18 protein-coding genes and 2 pseudogenes are annotated in these 22,227 nt (G+C 68.2%); 5 read left to right on the top strand and 15 right to left on the bottom strand.

Annotated elements, in window-relative coordinates:
• Positions 1–10 precede the first annotated feature (10 nt).
• The 5 genes from ACFFRH_RS40105 to ACFFRH_RS40085 form a co-directional block, all read right to left on the bottom strand.
• Positions 11–994: a tyrosine-type recombinase/integrase gene (locus tag ACFFRH_RS40105; RefSeq protein ID WP_386162931.1), complete on the bottom strand. Its 984-nt coding sequence runs from the start codon at positions 992–994 to the stop codon at positions 11–13.
• Between the two features lie 356 nt (positions 995–1,350).
• A complete protein-coding gene (locus tag ACFFRH_RS40100) occupies positions 1,351–1,689 on the bottom strand; it encodes a helix-turn-helix transcriptional regulator (RefSeq protein ID WP_386162928.1) in 339 nt (112 codons plus the stop codon).
• 68 nt (positions 1,690–1,757) lie between these two features.
• Complete coding sequence (locus ACFFRH_RS40095; protein WP_386162925.1) at positions 1,758–2,879, bottom strand: baeRF3 domain-containing protein; 1,122 nt, start codon at positions 2,877–2,879, stop codon at positions 1,758–1,760.
• On the bottom strand, positions 2,876–3,511 hold the full coding sequence (locus tag ACFFRH_RS40090) for a hypothetical protein (protein ID WP_386162922.1): 636 nt from the start codon (positions 3,509–3,511) through the stop codon (positions 2,876–2,878). Before ACFFRH_RS40090 ends, ACFFRH_RS40095 begins: the two co-directional genes overlap by 4 nt.
• A gap of 61 nt (positions 3,512–3,572) precedes the next feature.
• On the bottom strand, positions 3,573–4,649 hold the full coding sequence (locus ACFFRH_RS40085; RefSeq protein ID WP_386162919.1) for a TerC family protein: 1,077 nt from the start codon (positions 4,647–4,649) through the stop codon (positions 3,573–3,575).
• 415 nt (positions 4,650–5,064) lie between these two features.
• Here ACFFRH_RS40085 and ACFFRH_RS40080 point away from each other — a divergent pair, with 415 nt between their 5' ends.
• Complete coding sequence (locus ACFFRH_RS40080) at positions 5,065–5,817, top strand: hypothetical protein (RefSeq protein ID WP_386162916.1); 753 nt, start codon at positions 5,065–5,067, stop codon at positions 5,815–5,817.
• Positions 5,818–5,916: 99 nt separating this feature from the next.
• Here the strand turns inward: ACFFRH_RS40080 and ACFFRH_RS40075 are convergent.
• From ACFFRH_RS40075 to ACFFRH_RS40045, 7 genes and pseudogenes are all read right to left on the bottom strand, one after another.
• Positions 5,917–6,584, bottom strand: a pseudogene (locus ACFFRH_RS40075) (Tn3 family transposase).
• Between the two features lie 26 nt (positions 6,585–6,610).
• Positions 6,611–8,274: pseudogene (locus ACFFRH_RS40070) on the bottom strand (DUF4158 domain-containing protein).
• A gap of 306 nt (positions 8,275–8,580) precedes the next feature.
• Entirely contained in the window at positions 8,581–8,910 is a 330-nt protein-coding gene (locus ACFFRH_RS40065) for a hypothetical protein (protein ID WP_386162913.1), read from the bottom strand.
• On the bottom strand, positions 8,907–9,281 hold the full coding sequence (locus ACFFRH_RS40060; protein ID WP_386162911.1) for a hypothetical protein: 375 nt from the start codon (positions 9,279–9,281) through the stop codon (positions 8,907–8,909). The genes ACFFRH_RS40065 and ACFFRH_RS40060 overlap by 4 nt, the downstream gene beginning before the upstream one ends.
• A complete protein-coding gene (locus tag ACFFRH_RS40055; RefSeq protein WP_386162908.1) occupies positions 9,278–9,520 on the bottom strand; it encodes a PadR family transcriptional regulator in 243 nt (80 codons plus the stop codon). Before ACFFRH_RS40055 ends, ACFFRH_RS40060 begins: the two co-directional genes overlap by 4 nt.
• A 143-nt stretch (positions 9,521–9,663) precedes the next feature.
• The gene (locus tag ACFFRH_RS40050; RefSeq protein WP_386162905.1) at positions 9,664–9,927 is read right to left on the bottom strand and encodes a hypothetical protein; all 264 of its coding nucleotides are present in this window, start codon (positions 9,925–9,927) and stop codon (positions 9,664–9,666) included.
• A 25-nt stretch (positions 9,928–9,952) separates the two neighbouring features.
• Entirely contained in the window at positions 9,953–10,378 is a 426-nt protein-coding gene (locus ACFFRH_RS40045; RefSeq protein ID WP_355522279.1) for a MarR family winged helix-turn-helix transcriptional regulator, read from the bottom strand.
• Positions 10,379–10,464: 86 nt separating this feature from the next.
• Between ACFFRH_RS40045 and ACFFRH_RS40040 the strand changes: the two genes are divergently transcribed.
• Positions 10,465–11,286 (top strand): SDR family NAD(P)-dependent oxidoreductase, encoded by an 822-nt coding sequence (locus ACFFRH_RS40040; RefSeq protein WP_386162902.1) that lies wholly within the window; start codon positions 10,465–10,467, stop codon positions 11,284–11,286.
• Between the two features lie 441 nt (positions 11,287–11,727).
• On the opposite strand, the gene ACFFRH_RS40035 is transcribed toward ACFFRH_RS40040, so the two are convergent.
• From ACFFRH_RS40035 to ACFFRH_RS40025, 3 genes are all read right to left on the bottom strand, one after another.
• Complete coding sequence (locus tag ACFFRH_RS40035; protein WP_446697432.1) at positions 11,728–11,985, bottom strand: transposase; 258 nt, start codon at positions 11,983–11,985, stop codon at positions 11,728–11,730.
• A 267-nt stretch (positions 11,986–12,252) separates the two neighbouring features.
• On the bottom strand, positions 12,253–12,792 hold the full coding sequence (locus ACFFRH_RS40030) for a winged helix-turn-helix domain-containing protein (RefSeq protein ID WP_386162897.1): 540 nt from the start codon (positions 12,790–12,792) through the stop codon (positions 12,253–12,255).
• Positions 12,793–13,130: 338 nt separating this feature from the next.
• Positions 13,131–14,045 carry a hypothetical protein gene (locus tag ACFFRH_RS40025; RefSeq protein ID WP_386162894.1) on the bottom strand — a complete coding sequence of 305 codons (915 nt, stop codon included), beginning with the start codon at positions 14,043–14,045 and terminating at the stop codon, positions 13,131–13,133.
• Between the two features lie 394 nt (positions 14,046–14,439).
• Here ACFFRH_RS40025 and ACFFRH_RS40020 point away from each other — a divergent pair, with 394 nt between their 5' ends.
• The 3 genes from ACFFRH_RS40020 to ACFFRH_RS40010 all read left to right on the top strand — a co-directional run bounded on the left by ACFFRH_RS40020 (position 14,440) and on the right by ACFFRH_RS40010 (position 22,227).
• Positions 14,440–14,859, top strand: a complete 420-nt coding sequence (locus ACFFRH_RS40020) for a DUF4265 domain-containing protein (RefSeq protein WP_386162955.1) — start codon at positions 14,440–14,442, stop codon at positions 14,857–14,859.
• Positions 14,744–15,109 (top strand): hypothetical protein, encoded by a 366-nt coding sequence (locus ACFFRH_RS40015; RefSeq protein WP_386162961.1) that lies wholly within the window; start codon positions 14,744–14,746, stop codon positions 15,107–15,109. Before ACFFRH_RS40020 ends, ACFFRH_RS40015 begins: the two co-directional genes overlap by 116 nt.
• Positions 15,110–15,585: 476 nt before the next feature.
• Positions 15,586–22,227 (top strand): polymorphic toxin-type HINT domain-containing protein, encoded by a 6,642-nt coding sequence (locus ACFFRH_RS40010; protein WP_386162892.1) that lies wholly within the window; start codon positions 15,586–15,588, stop codon positions 22,225–22,227.

The raw sequence follows: 22,227 nt of genomic DNA, 5'->3' as shown, positions 1-22,227 counted from the left end.
TGCGGGCTGGTCAGCGGGTACGGCGGCGAGCGGCGGGGTCGGCTTCGGCGGTGATGCGGGCGGAGGTCTGTTCGCCGAGCTGGACGTAGCGGCCGAGGCTGCCCAGGTGCTGGTGCCGGGACTTGGCCTGGAGCTCGGGGGCGGTGCGCCCGTCGGCGGCCAGGTGCTGCAGGGCCGAATGCCGGAGTTGGTGAAGGGTCCAGCCCTTGTGGTGGGGATCGTGGGCGGCGGTAGCGTGCTTGAACAGGTATTCGGCGCGCGGGTAGGACAGTCTGCCGCGCCCGGTCTCGGGGCAGACGTCGGCGGCCGCGGGGGCGCGTGGTCCGGAGGCGGGGGCGCGCCGGTCGGCGAGGAAGACCGGCCCCCTGGTACGGCCGCGCAGCAGCCGGGGCAGGAGGCGGGCGGCGCCGGTGGCCCAGTGCACGTACTCGATGGCGCCGCCTTTGGAGGTGATGCGGGCGCGCCGGAACTCCAGGTCCAGGTCCTCGACGTTGAGGGAGAGGATCTCTTCGGCGCGGCCGGCGGTCTCGTACAGCATCCGCCACAGCACCCGCTCACGCAGGCCGTGGGAGTCGTCGGTGAACAGCTTGTCCAGGCGGGTACGCGGGATGGAGCGGTCACCGCGGCGGGCGCTCTTGCGCCGCTCCAGGCGGCGGGCCGGGTTGGTGGCGAGGATCTCCTGGCGTCCGGCCCAGGTGGTGAACGAGGTCAGCGCGGACAGGTGCCGGTTCCAGGTCGCGGCGGCCGCGCTGTCCCATCGGCGCATCGCTGCGGCGTAGTCCTCAGGCCTGAGCGTGGCGACGGGCCGGTCTGCGGCGAGCGCGGTCAGACGGGCGAGCGTGTCGGCGTAACTGGCGCGGGTGGTCTTGCTCTGGACGGAGTCGAGGAAGCCCTCGATGGCGGCCGCGACACTCAGACCGCCCCCGTCGATCGCCTCGTCGGCGGGCGTCGTGGTCGGCGTCGTGGCCGGCGTCGGGAACTCGAGGATCGACACGCTGGGGCCCCTCTCACGCCGATGTGACACATAACGTTGCCGAGTCGTCTCCGGCCCGCCCGTCGACGAGCAGGGCGTCGTCCCGGCCGGCGAGGCCAGTGTGACAGGTAATGCGAGTTCTGTGTCACAGGGCTGGGCATGCTGCGCGCCGCCACGAGCCTGCCTACTGATCGACGAGGCGATCGACGCCCAGTCAAATCACGTGCAGCGATTGCGCTGTCACGTTATGTGCTGTCAGGGTGGTGGGTGCGGTCACCAGGCTGGAGGGGGCTGGGGGCCGCGATTCGTGAGGGCGCCCTCGTCCGAGGCTGCGGTTCGGGCGGGGACTGCCCCGCAGACACGCCGCCGCGGGCGGATTACTGGTGTGCATCCGCCGTAGGTGCGGTCAGTGTTTCGGGCTTGGCGTTGGGCGCGGGTGCTTCGGTGGCGTGGAAGACCGCGAGGATCTCTCCGATCTGGTGGTCGCGTTCCAGCGGGTGGCGCAGGGGCAGGGACGGGTTGAGCTGGTAGCGGTTGCGCCGCCCTTCCCGGACGGCGGTGAGGTATCCGGCGGTGGTGAGCTCGGCCAGGATGCGTTGCGCGGCCCGTTCGGTGATGCCGACCCGGGTGGCCACGTCGCGGATGCGCACACCGGGGTCGCGGGCGATGCACAGCAGCACGTGAGCGTGGTTGGTCAGAAACGTCCAGTCCGGCATGTCCTCCATGGTAAAAGCACGACTGTCATATCGCGAAACAGAAGACATGACACATACGACCAGGGTGCTCAGCGGCAGGTGACCAGGGCGACGCCCTGATGGCCAGCCAGGGCTCCCGGGGTGGTGAAGGCGATCCAGCCGCCCCGGGCCAGGACGAGCTCGATGAGCTCGTCCACGGCGTCGTCGATGACGTCGGGATGGTCGATGTCGGCGGCCGGGGTGAGGGTGTCGCCGTCGTCGGACAGCCGGGCGGGGTAGTAGAGCGAGTCGTCGACGGCGAGCATCTCGGGCCGCCCGGTGCGGGCGGCCCGCCAGGCGGCGGGCATGCCGGAGGTGACGCGGCCGGCCGCGGTGCGTTGCTGAAGCAGGGCGAGCGCGTCGTCTTGGCGGCGGTGCAGATAGGCGTCGAGCACCGCGCGGATGCGGCCGGTCAGCTCGGCCGGCTGGGTGGTGGCCAGGTTGCCGGTGACGGTGCCGGCCAGCCGCTGGCAGTTGGCCGACAGTCGCTTGAAGGCTGCGGTGGTGCGCTCGTCGCCGACGAGCACCAGCGGGGCGGGGTGCAGGCACAGGTAGGCGCCGAGGGCGGCGTCGACCTGACGGAAGAAGTCGCCGGCGGGGGTCTGGCGGGTGGGCCGGTCGGCGCGGCCGCGGCCGCGGGTGGCGCGGCCGGTGGCGGTGCGGCGGCCCGCCGACATCGGGAAGGCCGAGGTGGCGGCGGGCAGCAGGGTGTCAGCGGCGGCCTCCAACAGCCGGGCGTGCCCAGCGTTGAGGGCCAGCACCAGGTGGCGTGGGGTGCGGTGCAGCGCGCGGATCAGGTCGCGGGTGGCGAACGTCGGGTCGACGACGGCGCGGTCGCGGACGCCGATCGGCAGCCGGATCAGCGCCTGGCTGCCGGCGCTGGCATACACGGCCAGCCCGCGGCCGGTGGGGCCGCGGTGGGCTTGGTCGATGAGCGTGTGCAGGCGGCCGATCGCCGGTGCGGCCGCGGCGGGCTGCAGCTCGCCGCGCAGCCGCTGCACCGCTTCGGCGGCCAGTGCGTCCAGCCGGAGCGCGTCGGTGCCGGTGAGCTCGGCGGCCGGGGTGGTGCTCAGCAGCAGGGAGATCGCGGGGTACTCGCGGACCTGTTGCAGGGCGGTGATCTGGGCGGGCGCGGGGATCGTGCCGATGCCGGTGGTGGTGGTCATGGTCATGCCTCTTCCTCGTGGTCTGGGCTGTCGGTGGTGGCTGAGGATTGCTGCCGGTGCGCGCCGAGCGCCTCCGTGCCCGCCACGGTGCTCGCCGCGGTGATGGCCACGGTGGCCGCCTGCGGGGGGAGCGGTGCCAGGCGGCCTGCCGGGTCGTGCAGCGGCGCAGCGGTGACGACGGCGACGGCGGTGAAGCGGTCGACCAGGCGCCGGATCGTGGCAAGCGGCAGAGCCGGGGTCAGCGACGGGGTCGGGGCCGGGCCGGCGCGGGTGGGCACGGCCACGACGGTGCGCAGCCAGGCCACCCCGGCTGCGGTCAGGATCGGAGTGAGGCGGCCGATGACGGTCAGGCTGTCGGCGTCCTGGCGGCGGGCCCGGACCTGATGCAGGAGCGGGTTGAGGCTGAAGCCGGTGCCGGTGACCACGGTGGCCGCGATGACCAGGCTGCCCGTGCCGGCCGCCCAGGTGGCGGCGGCCTGGGCCACGGCCAGGTCGGCGGGGCCGCCGGTGAGAACGGCCAGGACCGGTCCGGTGCCCGGCAGGCGGCCGGTGACCTGATGGCAGTACACGCTGGCGGGGGTACCGGGGCCGGCGGTGGGCTGAGCGCTGGGCTGGGCGGTGGTGGGTGGGTTGCGCATGTGGTGCGTTCCTTCCGGCCCCCGGGGCACTCGCGCCCGGGGGCGTTTCGTGGGCCGGCGTTCAGGACGGGTCGTTGACGACGGTGGCGCGGTCGGCGGCCGCTGCACTGTCCGCAGCGGCTTGTGGCCCGTTCGTGCCGGAGGTTGCAGGCGGGTGTGTGGCGGCAGTGCCGCCGCCTTCAACCTCGGTCTCGCTGCCGCTTCCGGCGCTGCCGTTTCCGCTGGTGGTCCGGGTGGCCAGCAGGCTCCAGCCGATGGAGACGGCGAGGGTGGCCACGATGACGCCGAGCGTGATGGGGATGGGCAGCTTCCCGATCGGGGTCTCCGAGGCGATCAGTTTGATGCCGGCGAAGGCCAGCAGCAGCGCCAGGCCGTAGTGCAGGTGCACGAACCGGCGCAGCAGCCCGGCCAGGCAGAAGTACAGGCTGCGCAGCCCGAGGATGGCGAAGGCGTTGGCGGTCCAGACGATGAAGGTGCTGGTGGTGATCGCCAGGATCGCGGCGACCGAGTCGATGGCGAAGATCAGGTCGGTGGCCTCGATGGCGATGAGCACCACGAACAGCAGGGTGGCCACCCGCTTGCCGTCGATGCGGGTGAAGAACCGGGCGCCGTGGTAACGGGGGTCGGTCGGCACGACGCGGCGCACCAGCCGGACCACCGGGTTGCGGTCCGGCGGGGGTTGCTGGTCGTGCCGGAAGGCCATCTTGTAGCCGGTGTAGATGAGGAACGCGCCGAACAGGTAGGCGGTCCAGAAGAACGTCTCCAGCAGCTCGGCGCCGACGAAGATGAACACCAGCCGGAAGGCCAGCGCGCCGATGACGCCCCAGAACAGCACCTTGTGCTGGAGTGCGGCGGGGACGGCGAAGGTGGTGAAGATCAGCGCGAAGACGAACACGTTGTCGACCGACAACGCCTTTTCGATCAGGTAGCCGGCGAAGTAGGTGCCGGCCACCTGCCCGCCCTGCCACGCCCACAAGATCGCGCCGAAGGCCAGGCCGGCGGCGATCCACACGCCCGACCAGATGGCCGCCTCACGAAAGCCGATGACGTGGTTGTCGCGGTGCAGGAACAGATCGACCGCGAGCATCACGGCCACGGCCAGCAGCACGATGGCCCAGGCCCACCAGGAAACAGGCAACGGAGAGTCCTCCTCGACCAGACCGCCACGCGCCAAGCGTGGCGGCGCCTTTCGTGGTCGACGGTCTCCCCGGGCCACCCCGCGAACAGAAGCCGGGCGGCTGCACCCCCGGGGCCCGGATGGGCCGGGCCCGTATTGACGGCGGTGCGGTGACGAGTCGGGTACTCCCCCTCGAACTACGCTCCACTATTCACGACACATATTTCATGTGTCAAGAGTCCGGTATGTGATTTTTCGAGGCGCCGGGACTCGACGGGGGCCGATTGAGGCTGGCCCCGCTGGTCCGTCATCTCAGGCATAGATCAAGCTGGCGCCAGCCGTACCCGAACCGCCTCGTTTGGGGCTCATGACAGCGTTCTTACCGGCACCCCTGCTCGCGTCGTTGTGCGCCTGCGGCCAGTCTGGTGCTGGCTCGGTGCCCACTGTGGCCGGGACCGAGACGATCGTGTTGCCGCGGGCCGATCAGCCCAAAGCGCATCGGCCCACCCTGGAGCGGCTCAAGCGAGAGGCGGCGTCGTCGGGCCGATCCCTGGAGGAGGTCGTCAAGCGGTACGCGACCCGGGTGGCTGCTACCTCGTCACCCAAGCCGACGGACTTCGAGGGGTACGACCCTGCGGTGACCGACCCGGACGTGGTGATCGACGGCATTCCCTACGCCGAGCTGGTCGACCTCGGGGCCATCGCCAAATCGGAGGGCATCTCCTACGAGGAGGCCATCGACCGCTTCGGCTCACAGTCGTCCAACAGCCGGGTGATCGACAAACTTAATGAGGAGTTCCCTGACGAGATCTCCGGCGTCAGATACGTCGACGACCAGCGGGGGCTGCGCGTCGGCTTCAAGGGTCCCATCCCGACGCGCGCGATCGAGCTGGCCAGGACCCTCCCCATGGAGGTCACCCTGATCGGCGGCAAGGGATTCTCGGCCTTGGAGCTCCGGCGGGCCCAGGACACGGTCGTCTCCTGGCTCCGATCCCGTCCTGAGATGGCCACGATGATGGCGCGCTCAGATGAGGAGACCGGCCAAGTCAAGGTCACAGTTCAGCCGAAGGTGATGCCAGACGATGCCGAGGAGTTCAAGCGTGGGCTTCAGCTCCCGCAGCTGGACAATCCGCACATCACCGTCGAGGTCACGCTCTCCGCCGACTCTCCGTCGATTCGGTCGCAGTGAGAGCCACCGAAGCCCCCGGCGCGCACACGGCCCGAACCCAAGCTCGATCCTTCACTCCGCTACCTGGCGGCTGGGGACGTGTTCGGGAGCGGAGGGCCGTCACGGCGCGGTGGCCGGGTCGCGGAACGGTCGCAGTCCGGCGGCGGGGTCGGCGCGGGTGAAGGGGTAGCGGCCGAGGAAGTTGATGTGCTCGAACGCGATCGGTGACAGGCGCGAGCACATCTCATCCGTCACCGGGAACCCGCCGGCGCGGATCTGCTTGACGGCGGTGTCCAGGTAGAGGGTGTTCCACCACACGACGGCGTCGAGGGCGTCGAGCTGGTCCTCCATCCCTTCGCGGTAGCGCTGGCGGAGCTGTCCGCGGTTACCGAAGGCGATGCGGCGTGCGAGCCGGTGGCGGGCTTCCTGGACGTTGAGCTGGGTGCCGATCATCCGCCGGTAGGCGTCGTCGCTGATGAACTGGAGCAGGTGCAGGGTCTTGAAGATCCGCCCGTAGTGTGCAAACGCCTCGCCCAGGCCCGTGGGGCGTCCGCCTGCCTGGAGCATCCGGATCAGGTCGTAGGCCCGCACCCCGTCGTCAACGATCCAGCGACGCGGAGCATGTCGGCCCAGTGGCCGCGGACCTTGTCCAGGCGGATGGTGTGCCGGGACATGGCGTCGAGGGGCCCGTAGGTGGCGCGGGTTTTGGTGCGCCACAGGCGGGTGTCGCCCAGGTCAGCGATGCGCGGGGAGAACCGGTAGCCGCAGATCGCGAACAGCCCGAACACGATGTCGGAGTACGAGCCCGTGTCCGTCACCACAGTCTCCGGCCGCGGGCCGCCGTCAAGGGTGTGGATGGCAACGAGGTGAGTTCGGCCAGGTGCCCGGCCGGTTCCTCCTCCGGCTCCAGCGCCGCCGGCAGCCGCGGCCGCGCCGCGTCCCAGCCCGTGCCTTCCAGCAGCCGGGCGCGCGGGTCGCTCCACCGGTCGGCGCCGGCGGCGAACACGTACCGGCGGCGCAGCGCGGTGTGCAGGTGCATCACCGCGCACAACGTGAACGCGGCCTTGTCGACCTGCCCTGCGGGCAGGTCGGGATTGGCGAACACCAGCGGCCGCCGCGACCCGGTGATCAGCTCCTCGTGCGCGGCGACATCGGCGCGATCGTAGCGGCGGCGCGACTTGGCCATCGCGGCGGCCGCGGCCACCATCGTCAGCACCGGCTGCCCGGCCTCCACCGCACGGAACTCGGTCACCTTCAGCAGCAGCTCGATGAACTGCTGCACCGTCCGGTACCGCTTGACCAGCTCGGCCCGCCACGCCGCCGCGGCGTCATCGTCGGTCTCGGGCACGAACGCCGCGATCACCTCGACCGCCGCCGTCAACTTCTCGCGCGGCACCACCCGCTCGATCTCGTTCCACACCTCCGCCAACGAGACCAGGCGGTCCTCGGTCGCCTGCGGCGCGCTCATCAGGATCTCCATCGCCGAGGCGACGTGGCGTGCGGCACTGCGCAGTTTGGGCAGCGTCCGCAGCTGCTCAGCCTTGCCCGCCCGCTCGGCCCGCGCCAGCAGGTTCGAGGTGACCAGCAGGCCCAGCACGTCCAAGGCGTCATCGATCGACGCGGCCTCCAGATGCCGGACCGTGGCCAGCAGCGTCGCCGTCTGCCGCCGCTCTTCCAGGTCCCGCAGCGTCGGGGTCTTGGACGCCATCCCGTACCGGGCCAGCGACGCCAGCTTCACCGCCGGCACCGGCTCCACCTCCACCCGCCCGGCACCCAGCCCGCCGATCTCTGAGACCCGGTCCAGCTCCCGCACCAGCACCCGGCCCGACGCCTTCACCGGCGACGTCCGCAGCCGCTCCAGCTCCGACACCCGCCGATCCTCCGGCACCGCCAGCAGGCCCCGCAGCGCCACGGCGGTCTCGGCCGGTGTCCGCTCGGCCAGCAGCCCGTACAGGCGGGCGTTCTCCTCCCGGCGCACCTCGCCCACCAGCCGTGTCAGCACCGTGATACCCGGCAGCAGCACCCGCTCCTTGACCAGGTACACCACCGCCCGGTGGAACAGCGCCCGCGGGCCCTCGGTCGTCGACCACACCCGCGCCGCCACAAAGCGACGCGGTTCGTCCTCTCCTTCGGCGAAGTCGCGGTAGCCCAGCAACTCGCGGATCTCCCACGCGTGTTGGTACACCGTTGTCCGTACTCGGCGAACTCCTCCGGAGCCACACCGAGCTGCTCAGCGACGAACGCCGCCACCCTGGCCGGCACCGCCGTGGGGTCCTCGGCCAGGAACACCCCCAGCATCCGCACCGTGCCCTACTGCACCGCCCAGCCCAGCTTCGTCGCCGGGCGCCGCCGCTTGTCCGCCTGCTCCAGCGCGACCCGGTCCAACCGGAAGAACTGCTCCAGCTCCGCCGCCGACGGCTCCTGCCGGAACCGCCCGTACAGGGCGACCTGCTCATCAGAGAGAAATTCGAAGGGCATGACCCCGGAACGTACGACCCCTCATCCGGGCAAACCCGCCTCGTCACCGAACCGAAACGAAGATCAGCTAGCTACCGCTAATTCCTGCACTCATCCTCCTCGCGGGCCATCCGGCCTTGGCCGACCGGCTCACCCCGGCCGACCGGCGCGCCTGTCGGCACTGTTTTGGACTCACCTGAACCTGTACGGTCGCTTCGAGCTCGACATGAACCGGCACCTGGACTTCGGCACCGTCGGTCACGCCGGTGCGGCGCAGCCCGGGTGAGCACCGGAAACCGGCACCGCACCGGCCTGCGCCAGCGTGACCTATCGCGGATCGTCCCGCTCGGCTCGGCGCGCGGCCTCGGAGGCGAGGATCTGCGCGATGCTCGGGATGTCTGCGGGCCTGAAGATCTTCGTCAGGCCGATGGCGAAGGCCGCCAGTGCCCCGATGGACAGAGAGGCCGTGATCGCGACATCGATGATGGCGATGGGGAAGACGTCGACGGTGAGAACCCTGGCCACCGCGCCCAGCGCGAAGCCCACCGAGCAGGCCATCAGCACTGCTGCCCTGGCTGTCGTGTACCAGGGCCGGTTGGCGTAGGCGGCAACGATCTGGACGAGCCCGCTGGACATGACGATGACGCCGCCGATCATGGACCAGATCGTCTGATCCGGCCACAGCAGGGGGTCTGCCCCCAGATCATCCCTCCCAGGGCGGTGGCCATCAGTCCCTCGCTCGCGCGCCAGCGCACATCGAGGCCGAGGGACCTTTTGTGCCTACGCAGGCCGACGACCGCCCCGACGGTCACGAACCCCAGGGCGGTCAGCAGCTTGAGCAGCTTGCCCGGCCGGTCGTTGATGTAGGCGGCGACGACTTCGCCGCGCTCGGCGGCGCGCGGGGTGTCGCCGTACCGCAGTCGGGCGGCCAGGGCCGCGAGCCTGACGGCGAGCCAGGGACAGACGTCACTCATTTCGTTCACGGCCAGCCCCAGTCCGACGCCGATGATGATGTCCGAGGTGCTCACCAGCTGCTCCTCGGGGTGCTCCGGGTGCCGAGGCCGAGCCAGCGGGCGAAGGCCGTGCCGAGCCTGAGCCGGCCCGGTTGAGCCTGTACGGGAGCAGGGCGCCGCTGGGCCAGCAGCGCGCGTGCTTCCACCACCCCGGTGGGGGTGAGCACGTACAGCTTGCGGCGCGGCTTGTTGGGCTGAGGATTGTCCTCCCACCGGCCGCTGACCCACCCGGCGTCCTCGAGGCGGTCGATCACGCCGAGACCGACCGCGGCGCCGCACTTTGCTCATGATCATCCCGGAGCAAGTTGTCCGTTCCGGCGCGAGGCGGCGAGAGCAAAGTCGCCGAACTGGAAGGCGTCAGATTGATCCGGACGATGCGAGGCGGGGCTGTTCGGATTCAGTTGGGATCTTGGTGTTGTGGGCTTGCCGCTCGGTGGGGATAGAGCGGCGATGCGGTCTTGGAGTTCGGCGTGGCGAAACTGGTGGATGGGCCGATGATGCGGAGCGGGCCGAGGCGGTGGGCGTCGTCGAGGAAGGCCATCAGCTTGCGGAGCAGGTGCTCCTTTTTGGCTAATCGCCGGACGGCGATCGTGTAGGCCGGCCAAGCATGGTGATTTCCGAGCGTGAGCCCGGCTGCGAGCCCGAACACAAGCCCGACCACGAGGGCTGTCCCGACAACGCCGGCCTTACTGGCCGGTGCGGCTCAGGACCCGCTGGAAGATTTCGGCGAGGCGGCTCAGATCTTCCGGCTCGCAGTCGGCGAACGGGGTTTCGGCAAGCGTCACGCCGATGACTCGCTCGCGTACCCGTCGGCCCTGCTCGGTCAGCACGACGACCCGGGAACGCCGGTCGCCGGGGTCCACGGCACGCTCGACGTACCCGCGATCGGCCAGCTGGTTGACGATGAAACTGAGGTTGGGCGCGTTGCAGAACAGCCGGCCCGCCAGCACCCTCATCGACGGCGCGGGCTCCCCGGGATCGATCGCCCACAGGGCCTGCGCCGTCGCATGTGTGAGCCGGAGCTCCTCGAGTGCCTTGGCGATGCGGTCACTGGTCAGCATGAAGACCTCATGACTGGCCCGCACCACCTGCTCCAGCGCCTGGTTCGTCATGCCTTGACGATAGCAGTTTGTTTCGAGACTCGAAGCTGTTAGCCTATTTTTGTTTTGAGACTCGAAGTAAATGGGGTTGGACGATCATGTACAGATACCGCGGTGTCACCGCACTCGTCACCGGCGCGTCAAAGGGACTCGGCGAGGCCTACGCGCACGAACTCGCACGTCGAGGGGCTCATCTCGTGCTCGTGGCCCGCTCCGGCGACGCGCTGCGCCGGGTCGCCGACGAGATCCGCACGGCGCACCAGGTCGAGGTGAACCCCGTGACGGCCGATCTCGCCGACCCCGGCGGGGTGACGGCTCTGATCGCGGAACTGGACCGGCAGGGCCGTACCGTCGATCTGCTGGTCAACAACGCGGGCGCGGGCGCCGTCGGCCCTTTCCTGAGCACTTCGCTGCGGCGCAACGTCGGTTCGGTCGAGCTGAACATCACCGCCCTGATGAGCCTGACCCACGTGCTCGGCGGCCGCATGGCCGAGAGGGGGCACGGCGGAATCATCAACGTGGCCTCCACAGCCGCCTTCCAGTCAATGCCGTACCAGGCCAGCTACGCGGCGACGAAGGCGTTCGTGCTGTCGTTCACCGAGTCGCTCGCCGAGGAACTTCGCGGCACGGGAGTTCGTGTCATGGGAGCGCACCCCGGAGCCACCGACACGGGGTTCTTCGACCACACCTCCGCCACCATGAACCCGGCCTTCACCGACGCGCCGGAAGGCGTCGCGATCAAGACCCTCGACGCCTTCGCCAAGGGCGCCGTCAACTCCTACCCGGGGCGTGCGACCAACAGGGCGGCGACGTGGGTCCCCCGCGTGCTGCCCCGCACCACAGTCACCCGGCTGATCGGGCACCTGAACCGGAGACTGGGCTTGCACCGTGCCCACGACCTCGAGGCTTCGGGACATTGAGTGACCTCGAACGAAATCCGGCGGCCTGGGATCGTCCATGGAGGTCACGGCTTGTGGGTCGGCCTCGTCAGCCATCTCGGCTTCGATCCGGTGTAACTCCTCCCAGCCCCATGCGTAGGCGTAGATCAGAACGATGTCGGCTCCGAGACTCTGCCGGGCAGCCACCGCATATCGCTCAGCACCGACCGCATCGGACTGTTCAGCAGTCGCCGGGTCGCAGCCTTAATCCGAACGTTGCAAGATCCCTCGCAAGGTAAGTCCAGAACTCGCAAGGTTCACCCGGACGGGACACAAGTTGTGTGAAAAGTCGGACTTACCGGCCCGGCGCCACCCGGCTCCGCGACGGCGGCAGGGTTCCTTCGCGCAGACCTTCACTGGGGCCGAATCCACTGGGATTTGCGGCGCAAGTTACTGAGGTTGAACTCGTGACGTCGTGAGTGGCTATGCCGGTGTGAGGGCCAGGCCGGTTCCCGCGAGGCAGCCATCAATGAGGTCGCTGCGATATTGGATGGTGCGCAGTCCTTGTCGGATGGTGCGGATCAGGTGTTCTGGGCTGGTGAAGGCGATGTTGGACAGGAACCCGCGCCGCAGCAGTGACCAGATGCCCTCGACCGGGTTCAGATCGGGGGTATAGCTGGGCAACTGAACGACGGTCAGCCAGTCCTGGGTGGCGGTGAAAGCGCGCATCCCCGCGGTCAGGTGGGTGCCCGAGGTTGTCCCAGATGAGCACGATCGGGCCGCCGAGTTGGCGGTGTGCGGCGATCAGCAGGTCCCGGTAGTCACTCCAGGCGAAGGATTTACGGCCGTCGGGCCGGGTCTCTGGGCGGGGCCGGTAGATCAGCCGGGAGCGGTGGCCGGGTTTGTAGCAGGCCAGGGCCGCGATCGAGATCCGGCGCCGGGAGCGGCCTCGTACGGTGATGACCGGGGTATGGCCGCGCCGTGCCCAGGTGCGCATGATGGACGGCGTCATCGACAGGCCGGTCTCGTCTTCGAAGACGATCCAGGCGCCGAGCGGCGCCGCGTATCTTCCGCGTTTGGCCAGGTCTCCTTCACCCAGCCGGTCACCGCCGCCGCATCGCGCTCGATCGCACGCCGGGCCGGCACCTGGCAGGAGTAGCCGTTGCGGATCAGTAGGTTGCGCACGCCTTGGAGGGTGTAGGTCAGATGGAAACGCCGCCCGAGCACGGCCGTGATGCGTGCCAGGGTCCAGCGCTGGTCGGGCCAGCCGTGCGCGGTCGGCCCCTTGGCCAGTTCCTGCTCCAGTTCGGCGAGTTGCCGCTCGCCGAGCCGGGGGAGGGAGGCCGGCCCGTGCGAGCGCAGCGCACCGGTCCCGCCGGCCTGCCAGTTCCTGCGCCATCGCTGAACGGACCGGACGGTGATTCGCAGGTCCCGGGCGATGGCCGTGCTGGATTCGTTGCGGGCGAACCTCTCAGACGCCTGCAATCGCAGTCGTTCGCGGAACGCTCTTCGCTCGGAGGACAATCCTCCGCCTTGCGCGTACCTCATGATGCCGGTGTACCCGCAAATCAAGGCACGTCAGGATCTATGACACCACGAGTTCAACCTCAGTAACTCGGGATCAAAGAACGCGGGGACAGCCAGTGGCGGTGAAATGGATCATGGTACAGATAGTCGCCGCGACCTGCGGAAACATTAAAGATCGTGTTGTCGCGCCGGACTATCCCGCCGTGTTCGGGCCAAAAGCCGACTCAACGCTGTTGGTCGTGCACCGCCCAGACCTGCTCGAACAATCCGCACTGCCAATGACGGTCCCGTTGCTCCCATTGTTGTCCTCGCGCTGCCTGACCGTTCAGATCTCGATCAATCCTGAAGGGGATCGCCGGTCAGGGTCGGAAGAGGTCGATGACGTCGTCCCCGTAGGGGTCCCGCGCTGTCCTATCGGCACGCGGAGCCGTGATGGCGGCGGTCCTGGTGTTCCAGCTGAACCGGGTGGCCACGGCCACCGCCTGCATCGGATACCCCTCGCCCGGTCGCCAGATCGCCTGCACGACGACGGGCCTGCCAGACAGGTCGGTCGAGATTCCCCAGTGCAGGGTGATGCGGCTGTACTTGGGGTTCAGCCGCCCGCCGAGCATCTGCTTGAACGGCTTCGATGCCTTGAACAGCTGCCCGAAGGTGGTCGTGCCGCGATAGCTCCAGGTCTTGACGGCCCGGTTGTCGGCGTCAGGGACGGTCGGACCCGACTTGCTGCTGGAGGCCGAGGCGATTAAGGCTTTGAGCGTGCCGAGGTCGAAGACATCGATGATCTGGTCGCCGTACAGGGCCGCGCCACCGGGGGCGCTGCCGAGCCGCGCCCATGACTTCCCGCCGTAGGCCGGCCCCGAGCCATACAGCACACCGCCGACGCTGCGTACCTTGTGGGCTGCCGAGCCGACCTTGGCGAGGTCGGCCGACCGCCGGTCACCACCCGCGGCGTCATCCCGCAGGAACTGCAGGTGACACTTGCCGAGCAGCATCGAGCGCGTCACATCGGCGGCGACCACCCCGCCCCGGCCCAGCCGCGCCACCCCCCTCAGGTGGGGGTCGCCGTTGTCCCCCCGGCACGCGCCGCGCGGCATCTCACCAAAGCGAGGATCATACGGCCAGTCAGCCGCGGTGTGCTGCACGACCTTCAACACCTGGCTCTGGGCCTGCAGCCGCTGCACCGCCGCGACCACATCGACGGCCGCCCCAGCCTGGGCAGGAGCCGGTAGGGCCGCCAGTCCCACCACACCGGCCATCGTCACTGTCCACCTCATGGAAGATGATCATGCCATAAGCCCGCATTCACCCCACCGTCGACGATCATGATGCGACGCCGCATAACCACCTCGAAGGGTCCGACCGGATAATCACTTCGCCGCCGAGAAACACCCAACACCACCACCATTGACCTCGTAACCGATCGCCACAGGCAGACTTTGCCTGGCGACCTGGCCGATCGGCTCGGCAGCGAACCCCTGCGGCCGCCTCCTGGCCACCCCGCCTTCCTTGCCTGGCCAGAGCCTCCCGCTCCGAGGCTCTTCGACGAAACGGTCATCACCGGCCTGCTGATCGCCGCGACGGCATGGTGATGATCGATATGCCGGGTGGCTGTGCGATCTGCTCACCCGTGCGGTGCGGTGTCTGGGTTTAGGGCATTCTGCTGTCGTGATGCACAGCGCTGCGGCCCCGCACGTGCGGGTGGTGTTCGAGCTTTCACCAGATGACGGCTGGCCTCCGGTCGGCTCTGAGCGTCTGTGGGCGATTCCCCTCGGTCCAGATCGGGCGAGGCTGGATAACATCCCCTTCTTCGTGCGCGGAGTCGCCTGTGGCGATGTGGTTCGCATCGACACCGACGCCGAGGGCATCACGTGGGTTACGGAGGTCGTGGAGGTCTCCGGTAACTGCACGATCCGCATTCTCCCCGACGCCCATGGCGACCTGGAGGGCAGCTTGCAAGCCGTCCTCGATCTCTTTGCGCCGTTGGGCATCGAGGGGGAGCGCCCGGCTGGCCGAACACGGCAAACACCTGCTCACCGCCGCCCACCACCTGCCAACATACGCCGAGCGCGTCGCCGCGCAAGGCGATGAGGACTTCGCCGACGGCCTGGCCGAACTCGCCGAAAGCCTCGCCACCCTCTCAGCGGCAGCCACCGACCCCACCCAGCCGATCCCCGCCGCCGACATCACCCGGATGCGCTTCATCGCCGCCCGGCTCCGCGTAATCCTGCACGAGATCACCGCCCCCCACCTCGCCCCCCTACGCGCTGAGCTCGCCCCGGTCTTGGCCGAGCTGACCGTGCTGACCACCCAGCACACGACGGTGACCGCATACACCTGACCTGCTACTTGGGTTCAGGATCTGTCATTGGTCGCGTCGAGCGGTCATTGGCATTTCATGCCGCATGCATAGATATTCACGAGAAAGATGGAAACACCCACAAGTGCCCATAGTTTCCGGTCAGCACCCTCATGAAATTGCGTTTTCGGGCCTTGGTGTGAGGCAAGTCACATTCCTTGATTTACGAAGTGTCGCCCTGACTGGAACGCGCCTGTAGATGTGATCTTGACCAGGGTCAACAAGCTCTCGATGTTGTGGCAGCACGGCGGATCATCGCCCCGCGTAACTGGTAAGACACTTTCCCGCGGGTTGACCGCTCTTGTCATCTCGATCAACATCCACGGTGATCGTCCTCTTATTTGCTCTTTATCTGCTCGCTGACGTGTGACGGCCCCTTGTTCGGGGTCTGCGTCAGCGTGCCTGCGGAAGGGTTCGGGATGCGGGTTCGGCGCGCGCGATTTCGTCTTATTGCCCTGGTGATCGGGGTGGTGATGGCGGTTTTGATCTCCGGGGTGGGAGTTCCCGAACGCCTCGTTCAACCAGCGGCCGCGGCCGTTCCCACCCCTGATCCCGAGCCTTCGGTGGACGGGCGCGCCGTGCCGAAACCCAAGGCCGACAAGGGTGCGGAGGACAGCGCGCCAGTGGTGACGCCGAAGCCTCCGGTATGGCCCAAGGCGGGCAGCGCCGAGGTGGAGGTGAAGTCCACGTTGGTGCGGGCCGGTGAGCTGCCGGTCCGAGTGGGGGCGGTGGGCTCCGGTGCCGATGTCGGCACGGTGAAGGTGCAGACGCTGCCTGCCGAGGCGGTACGCACGCTGGGCGGAGTGGGAGTGGCGGCCCGGTTCGAGCGGGCCGACGGCGGGGATCAACCCGGGAAGGTGCGGGCGGAGTTCTCCTACGCGAGCTTCCGTGACGGGTTCGGCGGCAACTTCGCCGGCCGCCTGCAGATCCTGCGACTGCCTGCCTGTGCCGTCCAGACACCGCGCCCACGCGGGTGTGTGATCCAACCGCAGGTGGTGAAGACCTCCAACGACCTCAAATCCGGTGCGCTGATCGCCGAGGTCGAGATCGGTCAGGGCACACCGGCCAAGATTCCCGCACCGGCGAAGAATGACGCGAAGGCGACAGCGAAAGCCGCCGCCGAGGCGGCCGCGGCCAAGCAGCTCGCCGAGGGGGCGGTGTATCTGATGGCCGCCGGGCTGACCGGCCCGGACGGCAACTTCGGCGCCACCGACCTCAAACCCTCGGGTACCTGGCAGGCCGGCACTTCCGGCGGCGGCTTCAGCTATGACTACCCGCTGCCTGAGGCGCCGTCGCCGATCGGCAATGGCCCTGACCTGTCGCTGGGCTATGACGCCTCCTCCGTCGATGGTCAGGGGAACTGGACCAACAACCAGTCCAGCGCGGTGGGGGCGGGCTGGGAGCTCAACACGGGTTTCATCGAGCGTAAGTACCGCCGGTGCGTGGTGGACAACTTCTACAACGAGCAGGCCGACCTGATCTGGACGGCCGAGGAGATCGGCACGTTCGGTAAGGCGTTGTGCTGGGAATCGCCCGACGCCAACGATAGTGACGCCTCGACCAACGACATGTCGCAGTCGGAGCTGGTGCTCAACGTCGGAGGCCGTTCGGCGCAGATCGTTAAGGATCGGATCTCGGGGCTGTGGAAGACGGTGCCGGACTTCGGCTGGAAGATCGAGCAGTTGTCCGGCGGCGCCGACAGCCAGGCGTATTGGAAGGTGACCTCGGCCGAGGGGCAGGTGTCGCGGTTCGGTTACCGAAAAGATGCTCAGTGGCAGGTGCCCTACGTCGGCAACGAGTCCGGTGAACCGTGTTACGACCGGTACATCGCCGATGCGATCCCGCCGACCTGTACCGGGGTGTGGCGCTGGAACCTCGACCAGTCGATAGACGCCAACGAGAACGTCGTCGACTACACCTACAACCGCGAGACCAACTGGTTCTGCCTGCCCAGCTGTTTCCACGAGAGCTACCGGGTGCTGCCCTACGACCGGGGCGGCTTTTTGGCCAAGGCCGAGTGGGGCCACAACACCCAGGTGGCCGGTAGCGTGCCGACTACCCGGACGAGTTTCACGACCTCTGATCGCGGCTCGACCGATGCGCCGACCGACCTCAGGTGTGACGCCCAGGTGGGGTGTGCCAACGGCGCGATCGCCTTTTACTCCACCCGCAAACTGGATTCGCTACTGACCGAGTCGCTGAATCCGGCCACCAGCGCGTGGGATCCGGTGACCCGGCTGAACCTGACCTACACGTGGGTGTACACCCGTACCGACTTCGGCGCGCCGTATGACCCGGTGTTGTGGCTGGATACGATCCAGCAGACCGGCCTGGCCGGCGGGAGCATCACGCTGCCCCCCACGGACTTCGACGCGACCATGCTGGCCGGGAAGATGGTCTATGACGACATTTCCGACTGGACGGACCTGTTGTCATGGCGGATGGTGCCGAGGATCGGCGCGATCGCCAACGGGATGGGCGGGCGGATCGAGGTCGCCTACGGCCAGGCCGACCCGTGCTCAGGTGGCAAGGGCCGTGACGGCACCAACTACCACGCCGACCACACCGGCGACTGCTACAAGATCGACATGAGTGAGGGGGGCAACGAGGCCTGGACGCTGTACTACAAACAGCTGGTCACCAAGGTTACCGAAAAAGACACCGTCGCCGCCTCCCCTGACATGGTCAACAGCTATGAGTACCTGGGCGGGCCGGGCTGGGCCTCGCCGGTGGAGTACGCCCAGCCGGGGCTGGTGCCGCCATCGACCGACTGGCGCGGGTACGCGACCGTGCGCACCACCCGGGGATCAGGTTCGGACGCGGCGGACTTCACCGTCACCTCCGACACCTTCCTGCGCGGCATGGGCACCTCCGTCACCACCTTCGAGGGCACCACGGTCACCGACGTCAAAGCCCTGCAAGGCCAGGTCCTGCAGGAACAAAGCTGGAAGCTCACCTCGTTGAGCCCCCGCACCTTCGCCGAGGTCGAGTCGACGAGGTATGAGTACACCGTCCAGTCCACCGGCAGCGGCCCAGGAGTGCAGGATCCGGCGTTCGTGCTGCGCACCAAGGAACGCGGCCGCGAACAGGTGACCGGCGGCACCTGGCGGTGGACCGAGTCACGCACCGCCTACAACGCCGACGGCCTGCCCAACAAGGTCAACGACTACGGCGACACCGCCATCACGACTGACAACACCTGCTCCACCACGACGTACGCCCGCAACGTCGCCTCCGGGCAGTGGTTCACCAACCTGCCCTCGACCGTCGAGCGGCGCTCCGGCGACGACTGCGCCGCCGGGACGGTTCTCGCCAAGAGCATCAGCCTGTACGACGGCGGAACCGACCCGGCGACGAATGCCCCCAGCGACGGCAACGTCACCGAGACCCGCACTTATGCCAGTGCCACCAGCATCTCCACGACGAAGGCGACCTTCGACGACTACGGCCGCCCGCTGACCTCCACCGACGCGCTGGACAAGACGACCACCACCTCCTACAGCCCAGCGGTGGGCTGGCCCAGTGCCGGTGCCACCGTCACCAACCCACTCGGCCACACCGTCACCACCAAATCCTCACACCTGAGCGGGTTGCCGTCCTCGCTGGTCGACGCCAACAGCAGACGGCTGGAAATCGACTACGACGCATTGGGCCGTACCACCACGTTGTGGGGTCCGGGCGAGCCGCGCAGCGGCGCCACCCCGACCGCGACCGTCGCCTACGCCGTCTCGGCCACCGCACCGGCCAAGACCACGATGCGCAAGCTGCTGTCCGGCACCGGGACGAACGCCAAATACCTCACCACCTACTCCTACGACGACGGTCTGGGCCGTACCCGCGAGGTCCAATCGACCTCCCCGGCGGGCGGGCGGATCGTGGTGGCCACCACCTACGACGCCCGCGGCCTGACCAGAGCCGTCACCCAGCCGGCCTACAACACCGCCGCGCCGGGCAGTGGCCTGCTCAACCCGGTGCTCACGACCCTGCCACAGTGGACCGAGACGCTGTACGACACCCTGCAGCGACCCACCGCGGTGATCGAGCGCAGCCTGGCCACCGAACTGCGCCGCACCACCACCGCCTATCCGGGCGCCGACCGCATCGAGGTCACCCCGCCGGTCGGCGGTAAGACCGCCACCGTCTCGGACGCCGCCGGGCGAACGGTGAAGACCGAGGAGTGGAAGGACGCGACCGTCCACCACGACACCCTCTACGGCTACAACGTGGCGGGCCAGTTGGCGAAGGTCACCGACGCCAACGGCAACGTCCGCACCTTCACCTACGACTGGCTGGGACGGCGCACCGCCTCCACCGACCCTGACGCGGGCAACGGCACCACCGGCTACGACGCCATGGGCCGGATCCTCTGGGGCATCAACGGCAACGGCACGAAGCTCTCCTACAGCTACGACGACCTCGGCCGCCGCACCACCCAGTGGGTGGGTGAGGCCGGGACCGGCACCAAGGTCGCCCAGTGGGTCTACGACACCCTCGCCAAGGGACAACTGACGTCAGCCACCCGCTACGTCGGCACCAACGCATACACCGACACCGTCACCGGCTACGACGACTCCTATCGACCGACCGGCACCAAGCTCACCATCCCCGGCTCCGAAGGGCTCCTGGCCGGCGATTACGCCTTCACCGCCGCCTACGACCGGGCTGGCAACCCCATCGAACAGGGCATGCCCGCCGCCGGTGGTCTTTCCGCCGAAACGCTCGCCCTGTCCTACACCGATCTGGGCCTGCCCAAGGCGCTGACCTCGAACCACGGTGGCTCCACCACCTACGTCAAGGACACCCTCTACTCGGAAACAGCCCGGCTGTCGGAGCGCCACTACGGTGCCAACGCGCAGGTGAAGCGGACCTTCACCTGGGACACCTCGACCGGGTGGCTGTCGCGGCTGACCACCACCGCCAAGGCCGACACCGCCACCCCGCAGATCGCCCAGGACGACCAGGTCACCTACAACGCCGCCGGTGAGATCACCCGGATCCTGGACGCCGCCTCCGCCATCCCCGGCACCACACCGGGTCAGTCCGAATGCTTCACCTACGACGGCCTGTCCCGGCTGAGCACGGCGTTCACCACCACCGCCTCCTCCTGCGCCACCGGCCCCGCCACCGGCGGCGTCGACCCCTACAACCAGAGCTACGCCTACGACGGAGTCGGCAACCTCACCAGCCTGACCGACGGCGCGACCACCGCCACCTACACCTACCCCGCCCCGGGCGCCTCGGCGGTACGGCCCAACGCGGTCACCTCCATCGCTCGCGCCGGCGGCACCGTCGGCACCGACACCTACGGCTACGACAACGCCGGGCAGCTGACGGCCCGCACCGTCGGCGGCAAACAGGGCACCTTCACCTGGAACCCGCTCGGCCAACTGGACAAGGCCGTCATCGACGGCGCGGAGACCTCGATGGTCTACGACGCCGACGGCGAGCGGCTGATCCGCCGCGAACCCGACGGCACCGCCACCCTCTACCTGGGCGCGATGGAGCTGGAGCTGTCCGCCGGAACGGTAAAGGCCACCCGCTACTACACCGGCCCCGACGGCTCCACTGTCGCCCTGCGCACCGGCGCCGGCATCAAATGGCTGGCCTCGGGCCTGCACGGCTCCACCCAGCTGGCCGTCGACGACGCCACCGGCCAGGTCGCCCGCGAACGCTACCTGCCCTACGGCAAGCGCCGCGGCTCCGATGACCTGCCCTTCACCGACCGCGGTTTCCTCGGCAAGATCGAAGACGACTCCACCGGCCTGAACTACCTCTCCGCCCGCTACTACGACCCGTCCATCGCCAAGTTCGTCTCCACCGACCCACTGCTCAGCCTCGACAAACCTCAGTGGCTCAACCCTTACAGCTACGGCGGCAACAACCCGATCGGAGCGTCCGACCCGACGGGGTTGCGCCCCGCGCCCCTGCCGGAGGGAAATGCGGATCCCTGCGCCAAGCCCAGCAGCCGGGCCTGCAAGCTCCAGCGGAAGCAGGTGGCCGAGGCCAACGCCGCCGCCGCGAAGGCCGAAGTCGACCGGCAGTTCAAGCTGATGCTCGAGGCGGTGCTGGCCCTGGCTAAGATCGCCGCGGACGAGCTCGGCATCACTGCCGGCATCAAGTGTTTCACTAGTGGCAACCTCGGCGCGTGCGGGGAAACGGCGCTCAACATTCTCGGCTCACTCGCTGGCGGCCTCGCCGGGAAACTCGCCACGAAGTATGCGGTGCCATGGAAGTGGAAGAAGGCCTATGAGATCGGGAAGAAGGTCTGGAAACACGCGGGCGACGCCATCAACGCCTTCAAAAGTTGGGTCACGTCCAAGGACAAACTGAAGATCGCTGAAAAGGCCAGGGAGACTGCACAAAAGGCCTACGCGGCCTGTAAACGACCAAGCAGCTTCGTCCCCGGCACCAAGGTGGCGATGGCCGACGGCACCGAGAAACCCATCGAACAGATCAAGGTCGGCGACAAGGTTATCGCCACCGACCCCAAGACGGGCATCACGACGGCGAAACCCGTCATTGCGCTCATCACCAGCCAGGGCGCCAAGAACCTCGTCCAGATCACCGTCGACACCGACGGTGACAAGGGCACCGCCACTGGCGTCGTCATCGCTACCGATCAGCACCCCTTCTGGGTCAGCAATCAGCGAAACTGGGTCAAAGCCACCAAGCTTCAAACCGGGACATGGCTGCAGACCAGTGCCGGCGACCGACTCCAAGTCGTGGGGATCGCGAAGTGGACTACCGGACATCAGCGTGTACACAACCTGACTGTCGACAGCTTCCACACCTATCATGTGGTTGCAGGAAACAAAAACGTCCTTGTCCACAATTCAAACACACAACAAAATCCTGATTGTGGGGATGCTGCAGAGGAAGCGGCAGAAGAGGCCGTTTCCTTCAATAAGATAAGAGAGAAGCGCCTCGAAAAGGAGCTCGAAGAGAAATATGGCATAGATCCCCACGAGCTAAAGCAAGACGAACTAGGTCGAGGTGCGAAAATAGCCCGCTTTGATGTATATCGAGGATCGGACGGCTACTACTGGCTAATCAGCAAGGACGGCAAGGCAAAAATCAAGACTGGCTACAAATGGGAATAA

Origin of the sequence: Streptosporangium vulgare (assembly GCF_042428775.1) — a bacterium.
In the GTDB taxonomy this organism is placed as follows: domain Bacteria; phylum Actinomycetota; class Actinomycetes; order Streptosporangiales; family Streptosporangiaceae; genus Streptosporangium; species Streptosporangium vulgare.
Note: the sequence above shows the minus strand (reverse complement) of the source record. Positions and strands in the feature narration are given on the sequence as shown.

Excerpts from the sequence above, each read along its gene's own strand:
- ACFFRH_RS40065 (WP_386162913.1), bottom strand. The coding sequence starts at position 8,910 with ATGATCGGCGGCGTCATCGTCATGTCCAGCGGGCTCGTCCAGATCGTT.
- ACFFRH_RS40040 (WP_386162902.1), top strand. The coding sequence starts at position 10,465 with ATGTACAGATACCGCGGTGTCACCGCACTCGTCACCGGCGCGTCAAAG.
- ACFFRH_RS40025 (WP_386162894.1), bottom strand. The coding sequence starts at position 14,045 with ATGAGGTGGACAGTGACGATGGCCGGTGTGGTGGGACTGGCGGCCCTA.
- ACFFRH_RS40030 (WP_386162897.1), bottom strand. The coding sequence starts at position 12,792 with ATGAGGTACGCGCAAGGCGGAGGATTGTCCTCCGAGCGAAGAGCGTTC.
- ACFFRH_RS40045 (WP_355522279.1), bottom strand. The coding sequence starts at position 10,378 with ATGACGAACCAGGCGCTGGAGCAGGTGGTGCGGGCCAGTCATGAGGTC.
- ACFFRH_RS40100 (WP_386162928.1), bottom strand. The coding sequence starts at position 1,689 with ATGCCGGACTGGACGTTTCTGACCAACCACGCTCACGTGCTGCTGTGC.
- ACFFRH_RS40020 (WP_386162955.1), top strand. The coding sequence starts at position 14,440 with ATGCACAGCGCTGCGGCCCCGCACGTGCGGGTGGTGTTCGAGCTTTCA.
- ACFFRH_RS40090 (WP_386162922.1), bottom strand. The coding sequence starts at position 3,511 with ATGCGCAACCCACCCACCACCGCCCAGCCCAGCGCTCAGCCCACCGCC.
- ACFFRH_RS40095 (WP_386162925.1), bottom strand. The coding sequence starts at position 2,879 with ATGACCATGACCACCACCACCGGCATCGGCACGATCCCCGCGCCCGCC.